Consider the following 17,974-nt stretch of genomic DNA (forward strand, 5'->3'; position numbering starts at 1 on the left):
ACTCTGTTTCTATTATATTTATGGATTGTGGATAAGTTTATGTGGTAATTTATCCACAGGTTGTGCAAAAAGTTATACACAAGTGGTTTTGAATTTAAATTTATTCACAAGAGATTCCTTTTTAGGCAAAATCACTCGAATTCGTCATGACAGATGTGGATAACTTGGTTAGAATGGCGACCCCTTCTCATCAGGAAGGGTTAATCTTTCGATTGTTTGAATTTAAAAACGCAGAAATAGGGGATACACATGCTTTGGACAGACTGCTTAACTCGCTTGCGACAAGAGCTCTCTGATAACGTCTTTGCGATGTGGATTCGCCCATTAGTTGCTGAAGAAGTAGAAGGAATACTACGACTCTATGCTCCTAACCCTTATTGGACGCGTTACATTCAAGAGAATCATTTAGAATTAATTTCTATATTGGCTGAGCAGTTATCAGAAGGGCGTGTCCGTCAAGTTGAGATTTTAGTTGATTCTCGTCCTGGGAGTATTTTGTCGTCGAGTGAACAACCTGCGACCACTACGGCTGCTTTGCAAACTGCACCACCACAAAGTATTAAAGTAAAAAAAGAACCAGAGTCTGTTTCTAGTCCTCATACGAATAGTGTGGTTAATCCGAAAACATCGAAAAAGAAGCTGCTTAATCCTCAGTTTACTTTTTCTTTATTTGTTGAAGGCCGTTCGAACCAAATGGCTGCTGAAACATGTAGAAAAGTATTAACTCAATTAGGTGCTTCACAGCATAACCCTTTGTTTTTATATGGACCTACAGGGCTTGGTAAGACACATTTAATGCAGGCAGTTGGTAATGCTTTATTACAAGCTAAACCCAATGCCCGCGTGATGTATATGACTTCTGAGAGTTTTGTTCAGGATTTTGTGAGTTCTTTACAAAAAGGCAAAGTAGAAGAGTTTAAGAAAAACTGTCGTTCTTTAGATTTATTGTTGGTCGATGATATTCATCTCTTAGCAGGTAAAGAAGCGAGTCTAGTTGAATTCTTCTATACATTTAATGCCTTACTTGATGAATCTAAACAAATTATTTTAACTTCAGACCGTTATCCAAAAGAATTAACAGAGTTAGATCCACGTTTAGTTTCTCGTTTTTCTTGGGGACTTTCAGTAGGTGTTGAGCCACCAGATATTGAAACTCGTATCGAAATTTTATTAAAGAAAGCAGAAAATAGCGGCGTTGATTTACCTCGAAATTGTGCATTATTTATTGCACAACAAGTTGTTGCTAACGTGCGTGAACTTGAAGGTGCGCTTAATAAAGTCGTTGCAATTTCTCGTTTTAAAGGCGCGCCAATCGACCTTGATGTCGTTCGTGAGTCTTTAAAAGATGTGTTGGCGATCCGTGCACGAACAATTAGTGTAGAAAATATCCAACGCGTGGTGAGTGAATATTTCCGTATTCCATTAAAAGAATTAGTAGGGCCCAAACGTACGCGAATTTATGCTCGACCACGTCAGTTAGCAATGGGTCTTGCTCGTGAATTGACTGGTGATAGTTTTCCAGAAATTGGAATGGCTTTTGGTGGACGCGACCACAGTACTGTCATGCATGCATGTGAAAAAGTAACCAGTCTGCGCGGAGAAGATCCAATTTTTGACGAAGATTATAAAAATCTACTGCGTCTACTTCAGAGTTAATGAAATAATAAGACCTTGTTGCAAAGTCTACGTAAGTGCAGCATAGTACACAGCTAAAAAATGAAATATTTGCTCCAAGTTGCTAGAGGAATGAATCGTGCGTTTGAAAATCGCTAAAGAAAGTTTACTCAATGTTTTATCGCATGTTGTCGGTGCGGTAGAACGTCGTCATACATTGAATATTCTTTCAAACGTCAAAATTCAGACTAATGCTCAGGCGCTCACCATTACTGGTTCTGATCTAGAAGTCGAACTAGTTGCGAGCACTGTTTTAACAGAAGGGGCATGCCTTGAAGCAGGGGAAACCACAGTCCCTGCCCGTAAATTAATGGAAATTTGTAAATCATTGCCTACAGCAGCATTAATTGATTTACAAATTACTGAAGATCAAAGATGTATTTTAAAGTCTGGTAATAGCCGTTTCGTATTAGGGACTTTGCCAGCAGAAGATTATCCATTATTGACGACTGAAAATAGTCAAGGTACTCAAGTACAAGTTACCCAACGTGAGTTAAAGCGTTTATTTGAAAAAACTGCTTTTGCGATGGCTGTACAAGATGTACGTTTCTATTTAACGGGTACTTTATTGGAAATTGATGAAAATCAATTGCGTGCAGTAACAACAGATGGTCACCGCTTAGCACTTTGTGAAATTACGGCTTCTTCTACGTCATCTCAATTGGTTCAGGCTATTGTACCTCGTAAAGCTGTGGGTGAATTACAGCGTTTGCTGAGTATTGAAGATGAACAATTAACATTGTTGATTGGTCGTGAATTGTTAAATGTAACCATCAATACGCCAAGTCGTGACAAAGAACAGGGTGATATTACTGTTCGTTTTACGACAAAATTGATTGATGGAAAATTCCCTGATTATCGTCGTGTAATTCCACGTGGTGGCGATAAACATGTATTAATTAGCCATGATGTATTTAAACAATCATTACAGCGTGTCGCAATTTTGAGTAATGAAAAATTACGTGGCGTTTTCTTGAATTTTAATCAGGATTCTTTACAGCTTCGTGCGAATAACCCTGAGCAAGATGAGGCTATTGAAGATTTAGCTATTCAATATCAAAATGTACCGCTCGAAATGTCATTTAATGCGCAATATTTACTTGAAGTATTGGGTGTGCTTGATGGTGATGACGTAAATATGAGCATGAGTGAGGCGAATCAGTCTGTTTTGGTTCAAGACCCAGCACATACTGATCAAACTTATGTAGTTATGCCGATGCGTGTATAGTCTGGCTATCGAATATGCATCTTACGCGCTTAAACATTGAACGCGTGCGTAATTTAAAAACGGTTGCACTCCAAGGGTTGCAACCGTTTAATATATTTTATGGCGCTAATGGTTCAGGAAAAACCTCAATTCTGGAAGCAATTCATTTGCTTGCAACAGGGCGATCGTTCCGCACTCATATTCCTAAAAATTATATTCAGTATGCTGCCGAAGACGCGATTGTCTTTGCACAGTCTAGTACTGAGAAAATTGGCATGCAAAAGTTAGCATCTGGTGAGCAGTTGATGAAGGTCAATGGCGATACTGTGGCTACCCAAGGCCAACTTGCTAAATTACTTCCTTTGCAGCATCTTGATCCACAAAGTACAGACATTATTGACCATGGGGCAAAACCACGACGCCAACTTTTGGATTGGCTGATGTTCCACGTGGAACCTGAGTTTTATTTTGCTTGGCAATACTATTCGCGCGCATTAAAACAGCGAAATACGTTACTTAAAACTACGCGGAATTTGTCGTTGGCTGATCTGGAGCCTTGGAACAAAATGCTGAGTGATTATGGTGAAATTTTGCACTCTCAGCGCTTGGGAATTGTGGAACAATGGAATGTCTTTTTTCAAAATGATTTGAGTCAATTACTCCCTGATCTTGAAATTGAACTGGAGTATAGTCCAGGTTTTCATACAGAGCAGGGACTCATGCAAGACCTGCTCAATCAACACCAAAAAGACATTGACCGACGGTATACCGAATATGGCCCACATCGAGCAGATTTGCGCTTAAAAACCCCTTACGGACATGCTGATGTGGTTTTATCAAGAGGTCAGAAAAAACTACTGATTATTGCCTTAAAACTGTCACAAATTGCAATGTTGCATGCGAGTAATAAGGAAACTGTGGTATTATTAGATGATCTGACAGCAGAATTAGACTTAACCGCACAACAACGTTTAATTGAACGATTAAGCCAACTTGGTAGCCAGGTTTTTATGACAACTTTAGATCATGCATCGGTAAAAAAACATTTACATGATTTGTCTATTTCATATCAATTATTCAATGTTGAATCCGGTCAAGTTAGTCTTGCTTCACCATAATTTTTTGATGTTACCCATCTTTGAATAAACCTATATTTGCTAGGGAGAAACCATGAGTTCAGAGTCTCAATCAGCCTCTCAAACAGAACAAACCAATGAAAAGGCTTATGATTCCTCTAGTATTAAAGTATTACGTGGATTAGATGCAGTTCGTAAACGTCCGGGTATGTATATTGGGGATACAGACGACGGTACCGGTTTACACCATATGGTATTCGAGGTAGTCGATAACGCGATTGATGAAGCTTTAGCTGGGCATTGTGATGAAATTATTGTCACTATTCATGAAGATGAATCAGTAAGCGTTTCCGATAATGGCCGTGGTATTCCAACCGATATTCACCCTGAAGAAGGTGTTTCTGCAGCGGAAGTAATTCTTACCATTCTGCACGCAGGCGGTAAGTTTGATGACAACAGCTATAAGGTTTCAGGTGGTTTACACGGCGTAGGTGTTTCTGTAGTAAATGCCCTTTCGAGTAAATTACATTTAATGATTTCTCGTGCGGGTCAAGTGCATGAGCAAGAATATCAACACGGTGATCCGCAATACCCATTACGTGTGATTGGTGAAACGGATAAGAGTGGTACAACCGTACGTTTTTGGCCAAGTGAATTAACATTTACCCAAACCATTTTTAACGTGGAAATTCTAGCGCGTCGTTTACGTGAGCTTTCATTCTTAAATGCTGGCGTGCGTATTGTATTACGCGATGAACGTATTAACTTTGAACATGTATATGACTACGAAGGTGGATTATCTGAGTTTGTAAAATACATTAACGAAGGTAAAACTCATCTCAATGAGATTTTCCATTTTACTGCGGATACAGATAGCGGTATTGGTGTAGAAGTAGCCTTACAGTGGAATGAAAGTTATCAAGAAAACGTTCGTTGTTTTACTAATAACATTCCTCAAAAAGATGGCGGTAGCCATTTAGCTGGTTTCCGTGCAGCTTTGACGCGTGGTTTAAACCAATATCTTGAAAATGAAAATATTCTCAAGAAAGAAAAAGTCAATGTAACAGGCGACGATGCACGTGAAGGTTTAACCGCTATTATTTCGGTAAAAGTGCCTGATCCTAAGTTCTCATCTCAAACCAAAGAAAAACTGGTATCGAGTGAAGTAAAGCCTGCTGTTGAGCAAGCAATGAACAAAGAGTTCTCTGCTTACTTACTTGAAAACCCACAAGCTGCAAAGTCAATTGCCGGTAAGATTATTGATGCTGCACGTGCGCGTGATGCTGCACGTAAAGCGCGTGAAATGACACGTCGTAAGAGCGCACTTGATATTGCTGGTTTACCAGGTAAATTGGCTGATTGTCAGGAAAAAGATCCAGCACTTTCTGAATTATATCTTGTCGAGGGTGATTCTGCTGGTGGTAGTGCCAAGCAAGGTCGTAACCGTAAAATGCAGGCTATTTTGCCGTTGAAAGGTAAAATCCTAAACGTTGAACGCGCACGCTTTGACAAAATGATTTCTAGTCAGGAAGTGGGTACTTTAATTACTGCTCTTGGCTGTGGTATTGGCCGTGAAGAATATAATCCTGATAAGCTACGCTATCATAAAATCATTATCATGACCGATGCCGACGTTGACGGTTCGCACATTCGAACTTTGTTGTTAACGTTCTTCTTCCGTCAAATGCCAGAATTGGTTGAGCGTGGGTATATTTATATTGCACAGCCACCTTTATACAAATTGAAAAAAGGCAAGCAAGAACAATACATCAAAGATAATGATGCATTGGAAAATTATTTAATTTCAAATGCGATTGATGAGCTATCTTTGCATACTAATGCTGAAGCACCATCAATTACAGGTGAAGCACTTGCTAAAGTCATTCAGGATTATCAAGTTTCGCAAAAGAGCTTACAGCGCTTAACGTTACGTTATCCAGCTAGTTTACTAGATGCTTTACTTGAAGTGGATGCATTCAAGAGCGATCAAAATCATGATCAGGCTTATGTACAACAATGGGCTGATCAGGTAAAAGAGATCATTACAAGATTACAGCCAAGTTTACGTCCAGAGATTACACTAGAGTCATTTGAACGTGAAAATGCTCAGGGTGAAAAATCTGCGCATTATTGGCCGCGTATTACGGTATATGTTCATAACCTTCCACATGCATATTTGCTTGATGCAGGTTTATTGAACTCAGCTGAGTATGCTCGTTTGCTGAAAAACTCAAAGAGTTGGTTCAGTTTGCTTGAAGATGGCGCTTATTTACAAAAAGGTGATCGCCGTATTCAAGTGGCTAACTTCCATCAAGTTTGGCAACACATTTTGCAAGATTCGCGCCGCGGTATGATGATCCAGCGCTATAAAGGTCTTGGTGAGATGAACGCTGAACAGCTTTGGGAAACGACAATGGACCCTGAAAACCGTCATATGTTGCAGGTAACTATTGACGATGCGATCGAAGCAGACCGTATGTTCTCTTGCTTAATGGGTGATGATGTTGAACCACGTCGTGCATTCATTGAAGAGAATGCTTTAAATGCTGATATTGATGCTTAATTCATAACACGATTCTAAATCAGTCTAAGGAGAGAAGATGATGGGTCAGAAATTGTTAGCTAGCTTGTTAATCTCATGTGTTTTTTTAGGAAGCTCTGCTGTTTGGGCGGCTGATTTAGAAACGAATATGAAAACTTTAGCTAAGAGTACGAAAGCATTTGCTGAAGCGAAAGATGCTGCTAATGCGAAACAACAGCTTGTTGTAATGCGTCAAGCAGCAGTTTCTTCTAAGCAATATTTGCCGCATAAACTCGAAGGTTTACCTTCAGGAAATGTACAGGTAAAAGAGTACCAAGCTGGTTTAGATCAGCTTGTTGCAGAAATTGATAAAGTAACTGCATTGGTTGAGCATGGACAGTTAGATCAAGCAAAAACTGAAGCAATGAATTTAGTCAAAATTCGAAATGAAAATCATAAAAAATTTAGATAATCTTTTTTATGATGAGTTAATAAAAGGCTTTGTTTAATTTTAGACAAAGCCTTTTTTTTTCTAAGAAAAATAAATTTGTAAACTGCTATTCTCTTGGATACTCATTTATTACAAGAGAATATAATTTTGAAAAACACACAAAAACTTTTATACATTGTAATCTTATTTTTTAATTGCTTATTTCAACTGCATGCTGCCACAGCACCCACTTTTTACGGAAAATTAGTATTTCATCGTTATAGTGATTATGACGCATGGGACAGTAAGCTTTATCTTTATAATTTCACAACGCAGCAAACCACATTACTGGGCACAAACTGGAAAATTGACCACATGATGAATGGTCATTTTTCTCCAGATGGAAAATGGCTCACTTTTATGGGGGTTAATTCTGGACAGCATTTTGGCGATGCATGGGATGTTTATGCTTGGAGAGTTGGGAGCACGGAATTACCAATCAATTTAACTCAAGGGAATAACAAGCGGGATGAAGATCCTAAATTTATAGATAACCAGCGTATTATTTTTAAACAAAATGGCGATTTAAAAATCGTTAAAATGACTGATCGCACGATTACTTCTGTCACTCAAAATGGTTGGGATATCGAAGAGTCAATGCCTTATCCCATGGTCAATACTACGCAAATCTTATATGCCAAAGGTGCAAGTAGTAATTCTAGAATTTTTAGTATTGATCAGTCGGGTGCATATGATACACAGCTAACCAATATTGCCTCATATTATCCAGTATGGTGGCAGGGAAGCCAGTTTTTATATGTACGCTGGTATAGTTCAACAAATGCTCATGATCAGATCTATCTTTATGATATGGCTAATAAAAAAACCACTCGTTTGCCTTTTAATAGTACAGACGTAAATACATCAGATCCGGCACCTTTAGATCAGCGGTATATGGTGGTATCTCTTGCAGGGCAAACAGGAAGTCGAGGCGGTTATGATTTATATATCGCGGATAGTCTATCAAGCAATGTTTGGCCTTTAGCTGTAAATACCAATTTAAATGAATTAGGGGCTTTTTATACCCCTTATTAATTAATAAAAAAGCCGATTAAGAAATCGGCTTTTTTATTTTGGAAAATAGATTATTCAAAAGAAGTTTCCATTTCTTCCAATTCCATCATAAGTTCTAAAAGCTGCTCTTCATATTGCTCAAGTTTAGCCTTCAGCTCAGTCTGTTCATTCATAAGCTTGAGTAGATCATCCTTACGTGCTGCATCATATAAAGATGTATCTGCTAAAGACTCTTCAATTTTGACAAGCTGTGGTTGAAGCTTCTCAATTTGAGACTCAACTTTTTCGATATTTTTACGAATAGGTCGAGTTTGTTCACGACGGCGAGCTGCTTCTTTACGCTGCGCTTCTTTATCAACTTTAGAAGGGGTAGCAGCAGTAGAGGAAGAAGTATTTTGCCCTACAGCATTCTGAGCATTGATGAGTTGCTGACGTGCTTCACGTAGCCATTTTGCATAATCCTGTAAATCACCTTCAAACTCGGTAGATTTACCGCCGTGTACCAAAAGAAGCTCGTCACAAACACTTGCAATGAGTTGACGTTCGTGGGAAACCAATACGACAGCACCTTCAAAGTCTTGTAATGCCATGCTTAATGCATGACGCATATCAAGATCTAAATGGTTCGTCGGTTCATCTAGAATTAAAACATTTGGACGCTGCCATACAATGAGGGCGAGGGCTAAACGAGCGCGCTCTCCACCAGAAAAGGTTTCACATGGTGTATCCATGCGTTCACCACTAAAGCCAAAACTACCTAAGAACGAACGGAGGGTCGCTTCACTAATTTTTTTATCTGCTAAACGAGCAAGCTGTAACATTGGAGTAGCATGGCCATCTAAAGCATCCATTTGGTGCTGGGCAAAGTAGCCAATATTAAGTAACTCTGACGCCTTACGTTCGCCTGCTAAGAGCGGTAAATCACCTACTAAGCTCTTAATTAAGGTCGATTTACCCGCGCCGTTCATACCAAGTAAACCAATACGTGAGGTTGGTGTAATTTGTAATCTGATTTTTTCGGCAATTTTTTTATCACCATAACCAATGCTGGCATTGTCTAAAGTCAGCAAAGGAGAACTCATTTTGGTCGGTTCACGGAAACTAAAAGTAAACGGCGTATCTACATGAGCGGGTGCAAGTTGCTGCATACGTTCAAGTTGTTTAATACGACTTTGTGCCTGACGAGCTTTCGTCGCTTTTGCTTTAAAACGATCAATAAATTTTTGTAGGTGAGCGCGCGTTTCTTCCTGTTTTTCAAAAGCTTGTTGTTGTTGTGAAAGACGTTCACTACGTGTGGTTTCAAATGTAGAGTAGTTCCCGGTGTAAAGCGTGAGTTCTTGATTTTCAATATGAAGAATATGATCTGTAATTGCATCTAAAAAGTCGCGGTCATGCGAAATGAGAATGAGTGTACCTTCATAGACTTTAAGCCAATCTTCTAACCACAAGATTGCGTCTAAGTCTAAGTGGTTTGTTGGTTCATCTAGTAATAATAAATCTGAACGGCTCATGAGGGTACGCGCCAAATTTAAGCGCATTCGCCATCCACCAGAGAAACTCTCAACGTTCAAACGTAATTGATTTTCTAGAAAACCAAGACCAGCCATGAGTTGAGCAGCTTTAGATGGTGCTGAATAACCATGAATTTCATCAAATCGGCCATGCAATTTAGCCAATTCAAAGTCACTCAGTTGATCTGGTTGAGCAAGCTTATTTTGAATATCCCAAAATTCTTCATCACCTGAAAGAACAAAATCAATTGCAGGCATATCTAGGGCTTTTATTTCTTGCGCCATATGCGCGACAGTCCAGCCTGAAGGACGAGTAAGTGAACCTTCATCGGCACCTAAACTCCCAAGTAATGCAGCAAATAACGTCGATTTACCGGCCCCATTTACACCAGTTAGACCAATCTTCCAACCTGGGTGTAATTGCATAGACGCTTTTTGAAATAAAATACGTCCACCGCGGCGTAAAGAAACTTGGTCAAATTGAATCATCTTATTGTATCGAGGTGAGTTAGGGATGCTGTATTTTAAAGACAACTGCTGATGAAAACAAAACATTCCGGATTTTAGTGAGTCACAGTCAATAATTGCATGTATTAAGATAGGCTGGATTTCGCTATTCATCCGAAATTTTCAAAATATTGAATAAGATAGAACACATTTAAAAAAATATGACTAAAATAAAAACAGTTTAAAGTTTGGTTGATTAATGAGCTACTAATAAAACTAGACTAAGGAAAGTCAAATGAAAAAAAGATTGGGGATTGTTAGTGCAGTATTTTACTGTGCTATGGGAACAGCACATGCGGGACAAAATGTGTGTGTATTTGATTTATTAGGAAAGTCAGGGGAATCCTATAAATTGATGGAAGAGTGGGCGCTTGCAGCGAAAGAGTGGCAAGCTGATATCACTTTAATTCCATTTCAAGATGAAGGTTTGGTTGACCGTAAACTGCGTGAAGGCAAATGTGATGCTGCTTATATGACCTCCATGCGAGCACGAGATTACAATAAATTTGCGGGTTCTATCGATGCGATTGGTGGGGTAACCAGTAATGCTATTGCGCAAAAAGCGATTAGCTACGTTTTAGATAAGCGTAATAAAAATCGCATGGTGACTATACAAAATGGAACAAATTACGAGGTCGTTGGTATTGTCCAGATTGGATTGGCATATTTATTTGTAAGAGATAAAACCCTTAATTCAATTGAAAAAGTACGTGGGACTAAATTTGCTATTTTGCAATATGACACAGCACAGAAAATTATGGTTGAAAGTGTTGGTGCAAAACCCATTCCTTCTGAAATTACCGATTTTGTGAAAAAGTTTAATAGTGGTCAAGTCGATGCAATTGCTGCGCCAGCGTATGCTTATAAACCCTTAGAGATTGGCAAAGGAATTGGAACGAAAGGGGCTATGTTTACTTTTCCTGTCGTGAATGTCACTGGTGATTTAATTGCGAGAAATGACAAATTTCCAGTCGATTTTGGAATAAAGTCGCGTGATTGGTTTATACAAAAACTACCTCAGAACTTTGCCATGATAAAACGGCTAGAAATGGGTGTGCCATCAAAAATTAAAATGAATTTTTCAACCGAAGATAAAACTAAATATCAAAAAATTTTACGTGATGGTCGCATCAGTTTAACAAAACAGGGTGTGTACGATGCAACAATGATGAGTGTACTGAAGCGTGCTCGCTGTACAGTCGAACGGATAAATTTTGAATGTACGCTTAATGGAGAGTAGTTTATTTTTTAAACACAAAAACGCTACATATATTTCAAAACTGAATATGGGTATGAAAATTGTGAATATAAAAAATAACTTACGTAAAATCAGCTATTTTTCCTACTAATAAATAATTTGTGTCTGACAAACAATGATCTGAAGGAATAAAAAAAATTGAGTAAATGCTCTATTTTTTTCTAAAAAACATGATTAATATCTGTCTTTGAAAGGAAACTTCAAACAAAAAATCTGTTCCGTGGAAGGATGAAGAAAATGAAAAAAATCGTACTTGCTATGGCTGCCGCTTCTGTTGTTGGTTTTTCTGCTTCAGCGCAAGCAGCGAGTACCGTATGTGTATTCGACCTCTTAGGAAAAGCAGGCGACTCATATAAAATGATGGAAGAATGGGCTCTAGCTGCAAAAGGCTGGGGTACTGAAATTAACTTAGTTCCTCGTCAGGACGAGGCTGTTGCTGATAATGATTTTAAAGCAGGCAAATGTGATGCTGTAGCAATGACAGCAATGCGTGCACGCCAATATAACAAATTCGCAGGATCTATCGATTCACTCGGCGGTGTTCCAAATAACCAAATCGCTCAACGTGCAATTACTTATGTATTAGATGCGCGTAATGCAGCAAAAATGACCACTAATATGGGTGGTAAAAAATATGAAGTTGCTGGTATTTCTCCGCTAGGTTCAGCATTCATTTTCGTACGTGACAAAAACATCAACTCTGTTGAAAAAGCTGCGGGTAAAAAATTCGCCGTGTTAGGTTATGACGATGCACAAAAAATTATGGTGCAACGCGTAGGTGCTCAAGCGGTTCTTTCTGATATTTCAAACTTTGCTGCGAAATTTAACAATGGTCAGGTAGATATGGTAGGTGCGCCTGCTTATGCTTACAAACCATTAGAGTTAAATAAAGGTTTAGGTGCAAACGGTGTAATGTGGAACTTCCCTGTATTACACGTTACAGCCGATCTAGTATTACGTTCTGATAAATTCCCAGCTGGTTTTGGTCAAAAATCTCGTGACTGGTTCGTTAAACAGTTACCTAAGAACTTTGCAATGATCAACCGTTTAGAAGCGCAAATTCCTGGCAAATACAAAATGAACTTAAGTGCAGAAGACAAACTTAAGTATCAAAAAATGTTGCGTGATGGTCGTATGGACTTAACTAAACGCGGTGTTTACGATGCAGGAATGATGTCTGTATTGAAAAAAGCACGTTGTTCTGTAGACAAGGCTAACTTTGAATGTTCAATGCCTGGTGAATAATCTTAATTTCTCTCAAAAAGCCTAGACCTAGTTCTAGGCTTTTTGTTTTATGTGTGCTGTCAATTCTGCCATTGTGGTTAGTTAGAAAGACGTTAAGCTAAATTTAGATAAAAACTTCATAAGGAAACATGAAGGTATAAAAATGGATCAAGGACTTGAGTGATTAAAATAATTGCTAATAGATAGGTCAATCGCTATCTATTTTTCATGGAAATAAAATCATAAAAGCAAATAGGGTCTATACAAATATTCCATCATGATTTTTATATGAGGCCTATCCGATTCATACCTGATCGGTGTGAAATTTCTTGGTATCGAAAAACAAAAACTCCACAAGGAAAGGAAAAAGAATATGCAATTTTCCAAAATGCTATTACTTGCGATGGGACTTACCACAGTTTCTTTTGCAGCTCAGGCTAAACAAACAGTATGTGTTTTTGACTTCGTTGGTAAGAATGGCGATGTCTATGCGCTGATGAAGGATTATCAACTTGCCGCTAAAAACTGGGGAGCTGATATTGAACTTAAAGTAAACCAGAATGAAGCCGTGATTGCTGAAGATTTTAAAGCGGGTAAATGTGATGGTATTAGTGTCTCAGGGATGCGTGGCCGTCAATTTAACTCATTTACTGGGTCATTAGACGCGATCGGGGCCATTCCTGACCTCAAGCTTGCTGTAAAAATAATGCAAGGTTTAGCGAGTCCAACTTTTAGTAAATATATGGTTAATGGTCGCTATGAGGTTGTAGGTGTTATTCCAGTTGGTGATGCTTATCTTTTAGTAAATGACCGCAGCATCAATACAGTAGCGAAAGCCGCAGGAAAGAAAATTGCGGTTCTTGACTACGATGAAGCCCAAAAAATTATGGTTCAGCAAGTAGGGGCGCAGGCTGTTAGTGCTGACATAACCAATTTCGGTGCCAAATTTAATAACCATCAAGTTGATATTATTGGTGCACCAGCGGCGGCCTTTAAACCTTTAGAACTACAAAAAGGTTTAGGAACAAAAGGCGCGATTGTAAATTATCCGATCTTACAGGTGACAGGCAATATTATTATCCGTCCTGATAAGTTCCCAGCTGGTTTTGGTCAGAAATCTAGAGAATGGGTTTCGGGTCAGTTACCACGTGCCTTTACCATCTTGGGTAAAATGAAAGCTGATATTCCGCAAAAATACTGGATGGATGTTCCAGCAGCAGATAAACCGGGTTACCAAAAGCTTATGCGTGAGTCACGAATTAACCTTACACAGCGTGGTGTATATGATAAACGTATGATGAAACTCCTTTGGCAATTCCGTTGTAAGCAAGATGCTAAAAACTTCGAATGTGGTTTACAGGAAGAAAATTACAAATAATCTTGATAAAAATACTCAAGATTCACTTTAAAGTTCGAAGACAGACCCTATATTGATTATGCTATACTCAATATAGGGTCTTTTTTATTTTGAAAGGCACAGCAAAATCCGAGGAACAATCATCATGAATGCCCAAGCTCTAGTTTTGACAGATAATGCTGCCAATAAGGTACGCCAACTCCGTGATAGTGAAGGGAATGACGATCTCATGTTACGTGTATATGTAACAGGAGGCGGGTGTTCAGGGTTTTCGTATGGCTTTAACTTTGCTGAAAGCGTAAATGAAGATGATGCAGAATTCGTAAATGGCGATGTAAAAATGCTTGTTGACTCACTTAGCTATCAATATTTAATTGGCTCAGTGGTTGATTATGTAGAAGGTCTTGAAGGGTCACGTTTTATTATCCAAAACCCGAATGCGACAACAACATGTGGTTGTGGTTCTTCGTTCTCGATTTAAAAAGAATTCTAAAATTTAAAAACCTCTCTATCTTGAGAGGTTTTTTATTGATTAGATGTTTATTGATGATGCACTGATTCTAAAAAATATTGCACAAGTTCAGGTGCATTCTGATATGGAATCCAATGCGAAGCATCCATAAAAACTGCGTTATAACTATTTTTAAAATAATGTGCGTTTAACTCGGCACTTTTTTCTGTAACGGCAATATCATGTTTACCCCAAATAAAAAGAGTAGGAACATCAATTGCTTTAAAAGGATTTTGAGGCTTGTCCCAAAAAAAGCCACGATACCAATTCAACGCCGTAGTTAATCTATTTTCTTCTATAAATTCAGCCTCGAATATCGCAATTTGCTCTTCGGTCATGCCTGATGACTTAAGAAACTTACGGCCCAATTTAGGTATCTTTTTAAATAAAAATTCAGGAAGAAGAGGCAGCTGAAAAATTGCAAAATAATAAGATTTAAAAAGTTGTTTGCTGCTTAAGCAGGCTTTTAAAAAAGCAGCTTGATGTGGTACAGAAACTAAAGTGAGATGTTGAATATATTGTGGATACTTCATTGCAACACCCGAAGCGATTGCCGAGCCCCAGTCATGTCCAATTAAATAAACTGGCTGGCCAAGCTGCTCAATTAAACCTGCCACATCTTCTACAAGTTCACTCAATGAATATTGAAATCGGCTTTGGGGCCTAGCATTTAAACTATAACCACGTTGATGGATCGCAAGCGTTCTAAATTGATATTGATGCAATAACTTGGAGGTTTGCTCCCAACTATGAGCAGTTTCTGGAAAACCATGCAATAAAACAACGAGTGGACCATCTATAGGGCCTGAATCAATCACATCGAATGTCCAAGCCCCACGTGTGTATTGATGAATACGTTTAGTCAGATCCATGAATAATATGTCCCAAATTATTTTTGTTGGCACTTATCATGAGTTTTTATGCTCATTTAAATAACAGCATTTCGGGTCAGTAAATGTGTTATCAGGTCGAATCTGACCAATCAAATCGATGTGTAGCTTTATACCGCCGTGATTGTACCTAAAATTCTAAAATCCGACGCACCTGTTACCGCTGGCAAATTACCACTTAAACCATTTACAAAACGCATTGCTAACCATGCAAATGCTGTAGCCTCGACCCAAGTAGGGGAGAGCCCTAAGACATCTGTAGGTTGGACAGACCAATTGTGCTTACGAAGACGCCAGCGTAATTGCTCTAATAAATAAGAGTTATAAGCACCACCACCACAAACATACACTTCACCTGTTTCCATCTCAGAGCGATAAATCGCTTTTTGAATGGCACGCACAGTAAGTTTTAATAAGGTGGCTTGGATGTTTTCAGGTGTATCTTCTAACTCATCGTAAGTTAAATCATTTCGCCAATCGATTAACTGATCATCTAACCAGTCAAGATTAAAGTCTTCACGTCCCGTACTTTTAGGTGGTTCTTTAGAAAAATATTCATGCGCATGGAGACGGTCGAGTAAAGAGCGAATAGGATGACCATAGGCAGCCCAATCGCCATTTTCATCATAGGGATGGCCTGTATGGCGATGGCACCAAGCATCCATCAAAATATTTGCAGGCCCTGTATCAAAACCAAAGACGCCATCAGCATTATTGGCAGGCAACATACTCACATTAGCAATACCACCCAAATTCAAAATCACACGATGAATACTGGGATGTTGAAATAGTGCTTGATGGAAAGCCGGAACCAATGGCGCACCTTGACCGCCTGCTGCCATATCTCTACGACGGAAATCTGAAACAACAGGAATCTGAGTGATTTCGGTAATGATATTTGGATCGCCAATTTGAAGGGTAAACCCATGTTCTGGACGGTGACGAATAGTCTGCCCATGTGACCCAATTGCTTTAATTTGACTACGATCTAACTGGTTTTTTTCAATTAGATGATTAATGCCCTGACCAATCATCTTCGCTAGAGCAACATCAGCTTTACCCATGCGGTCAATTTCATTGTCATCAGGTAAAGTTAACGACATAAGCTCATCACGTAACTCGGGTTCAAATGGAACTGTAAGAGTGGCATGAAGCTGTAGTGGCTCAAATGAAGCCGCAACAATATCCACACCATCCATACTAGTGCCAGTCATTACGCCGATATAGATTGCGCTCATATGCAACTTCCCCTGCAAGACGCTGAAAAAATGTTAGTATATCGCACAAATTGAATAACTGATGTGTTTAGGTTTTGTGATGTCAAATTTCTTGCCCGCCGAAGAACAGCTTGCCCTCATCCAACGAGGCACGCACGAAATTATTTCAGAAGAAGATTTACTGAAAAAGCTCAAAGAGAATCGTCCTCTTAAAATTAAAGCTGGTTTCGACCCTACAGCACCAGATTTACATTTAGGACATACGGTTCTTATTAACAAACTAAAAACTTTCCAAGATTTGGGCCATGAAGTTACCTTCTTGATTGGTGACTATACAGCTATGATCGGTGACCCAACTGGTAAAAGCGCAACTCGTCCGCCGTTGTCACGTGAACAAGTAGAAGCCAACGCTAAAACGTATCAAGAACAAGTTTTCAAAATATTAGATCCGAATAAAACAAAAGTACGTTTCAACTCAGAATGGTTTAATCAAAAGTCTGCTGCTGACCTTATTCAGCTAGCAAGCCAGCAAACCGTATCTCGCATGTTAGAACGTGATGACTTTACTAAGCGTTATAGCAACCATCAGCCAATTGCAATCCATGAGTTTTTATATCCTTTAGTTCAAGGTTATGACTCAATTGCACTTGAAGCTGATGTAGAGTTAGGTGGTACAGACCAGACCTTTAACTTACTTATGGGTCGTACTTTACAAAGCCGTTATGGTCAAGAATCACAAGTGTGTATCACTGTACCGATTCTAGAAGGTTTAGATGGCGTAAATAAAATGTCTAAATCTTTAGCTAACTATATTGGTGTGTTTGATACACCAGGGGCAATGTACCAAAAAGTTTTATCAATGCCTGATTCTTTAATTGAACGCTATTTCGATTTACTCAGCTTTAAATCTCTAGATGAGATCAAAGCTTTATTAGATGAAGTTGCTGCTGGTCGTAATCCACAAGAAGTAAAGCGTATTCTTGCACTTGAGCTAGTTGAGCGCTTCCATGATGCAGAAGCTGCCGCTAATGCACATAAAAGTGCTGGCAACCTTATTACAGAAGGTGAAGTACCAGAAGACACCCCAGAGGTGACTATTTCGCGTGGTGAGTTTGGTGGAGAAATCTTTATTGCCACGATTCTACGTGTAGCTGGATTAAATCCAAATGCTGCAGCTGCAAAAGATGCGGTAGCTCGCGGTGCAGTAAAAGTTGACTGGAATGCTGTCGATGCAGGTTTTTCTGTAAAAGAAAATGGTACTTTCATTATCCAGTCAGGTAAAAAAGCAATTGCACGTGTAACGTTCACTGATTAAGAATGTTATGTGGTGATAAAAAGCAGGAGTAATCCTGCTTTTTTTTATTCAATGGTCACAAAAGCAATTTAACGTTCCACGTGGAACAATCTATAGATTAATAATGAAAAGTAATCAAAGCAAATAAGAAGATAGAAATATAGTTTGAGAGTAGAGTATTTGCTCTATTATTTCTTTGGAATCTTTGGAATCTTTGGAATCT

General features: G+C 38.8%; 14 protein-coding genes. 11 read left to right on the plus strand and 3 right to left on the minus strand.

Annotated elements, in window-relative coordinates:
- Window positions 1-249: 249 nt before the first annotated feature.
- The 6 genes from dnaA to NL42_RS03710 all read left to right on the plus strand — a co-directional run bounded on the left by dnaA (window position 250) and on the right by NL42_RS03710 (window position 8,003).
- Window positions 250-1,656, plus strand: a complete 1,407-nt coding sequence (gene dnaA / locus NL42_RS03685; RefSeq protein WP_446092070.1) for a chromosomal replication initiator protein DnaA — start codon at window positions 250-252, stop codon at window positions 1,654-1,656.
- A gap of 97 nt (window positions 1,657-1,753) precedes the next feature.
- On the plus strand, window positions 1,754-2,902 hold the full coding sequence (gene dnaN / locus NL42_RS03690) for a DNA polymerase III subunit beta (protein WP_005308370.1): 1,149 nt from the start codon (window positions 1,754-1,756) through the stop codon (window positions 2,900-2,902).
- A 14-nt stretch (window positions 2,903-2,916) separates the two neighbouring features.
- Window positions 2,917-3,999 (plus strand): DNA replication/repair protein RecF, encoded by a 1,083-nt coding sequence (recF, locus tag NL42_RS03695; protein WP_461311796.1) that lies wholly within the window; start codon window positions 2,917-2,919, stop codon window positions 3,997-3,999.
- A gap of 52 nt (window positions 4,000-4,051) precedes the next feature.
- Window positions 4,052-6,520, plus strand: coding sequence for a DNA topoisomerase (ATP-hydrolyzing) subunit B (gene gyrB, locus NL42_RS03700; protein WP_461311797.1), 2,469 nt, complete (start codon window positions 4,052-4,054; stop codon window positions 6,518-6,520).
- Between the two features lie 37 nt (window positions 6,521-6,557).
- Entirely contained in the window at window positions 6,558-6,950 is a 393-nt protein-coding gene (gene cybC, locus NL42_RS03705; protein ID WP_461311798.1) for a cytochrome b562, read from the plus strand.
- 126 nt (window positions 6,951-7,076) lie between these two features.
- Window positions 7,077-8,003, plus strand: coding sequence for a TolB-like translocation protein (locus NL42_RS03710; RefSeq protein ID WP_461311799.1), 927 nt, complete (start codon window positions 7,077-7,079; stop codon window positions 8,001-8,003).
- Window positions 8,004-8,053: 50 nt separating this feature from the next.
- On the opposite strand, the gene NL42_RS03715 is transcribed toward NL42_RS03710, so the two are convergent.
- Window positions 8,054-9,982 (minus strand): ATP-binding cassette domain-containing protein, encoded by a 1,929-nt coding sequence (locus NL42_RS03715; protein WP_461311800.1) that lies wholly within the window; start codon window positions 9,980-9,982, stop codon window positions 8,054-8,056.
- A 253-nt stretch (window positions 9,983-10,235) separates the two neighbouring features.
- Here NL42_RS03715 and NL42_RS03720 point away from each other — a divergent pair, with 253 nt between their 5' ends.
- The 4 genes from NL42_RS03720 (at window position 10,236) to erpA (ending at window position 14,320) form a co-directional block, all read left to right on the plus strand.
- A complete protein-coding gene (locus tag NL42_RS03720) occupies window positions 10,236-11,240 on the plus strand; it encodes a putative solute-binding protein (protein ID WP_461311801.1) in 1,005 nt (334 codons plus the stop codon).
- Window positions 11,241-11,495: 255 nt separating this feature from the next.
- Window positions 11,496-12,503, plus strand: a complete 1,008-nt coding sequence (locus tag NL42_RS03725; protein ID WP_003656045.1) for a putative solute-binding protein — start codon at window positions 11,496-11,498, stop codon at window positions 12,501-12,503.
- A gap of 352 nt (window positions 12,504-12,855) precedes the next feature.
- Window positions 12,856-13,860: a putative solute-binding protein gene (locus NL42_RS03730; protein WP_016139742.1), complete on the plus strand. Its 1,005-nt coding sequence runs from the start codon at window positions 12,856-12,858 to the stop codon at window positions 13,858-13,860.
- A 124-nt stretch (window positions 13,861-13,984) separates the two neighbouring features.
- A complete protein-coding gene (erpA, locus tag NL42_RS03735; protein WP_003656048.1) occupies window positions 13,985-14,320 on the plus strand; it encodes an iron-sulfur cluster insertion protein ErpA in 336 nt (111 codons plus the stop codon).
- A gap of 59 nt (window positions 14,321-14,379) precedes the next feature.
- On the opposite strand, the gene NL42_RS03740 is transcribed toward erpA, so the two are convergent.
- Window positions 14,380-15,222: an alpha/beta fold hydrolase gene (locus NL42_RS03740; RefSeq protein ID WP_461311802.1), complete on the minus strand. Its 843-nt coding sequence runs from the start codon at window positions 15,220-15,222 to the stop codon at window positions 14,380-14,382.
- A 128-nt stretch (window positions 15,223-15,350) separates the two neighbouring features.
- Window positions 15,351-16,478 (minus strand): anhydro-N-acetylmuramic acid kinase, encoded by a 1,128-nt coding sequence (locus NL42_RS03745; RefSeq protein WP_446092078.1) that lies wholly within the window; start codon window positions 16,476-16,478, stop codon window positions 15,351-15,353.
- 61 nt (window positions 16,479-16,539) lie between these two features.
- Between NL42_RS03745 and tyrS the strand changes: the two genes are divergently transcribed.
- Window positions 16,540-17,772, plus strand: coding sequence for a tyrosine--tRNA ligase (tyrS, locus tag NL42_RS03750; protein ID WP_461311803.1), 1,233 nt, complete (start codon window positions 16,540-16,542; stop codon window positions 17,770-17,772).
- Window positions 17,773-17,974 lie beyond the last annotated feature (202 nt).

It is taken from the genome of Acinetobacter sp. GN11 (assembly GCF_054823985.1).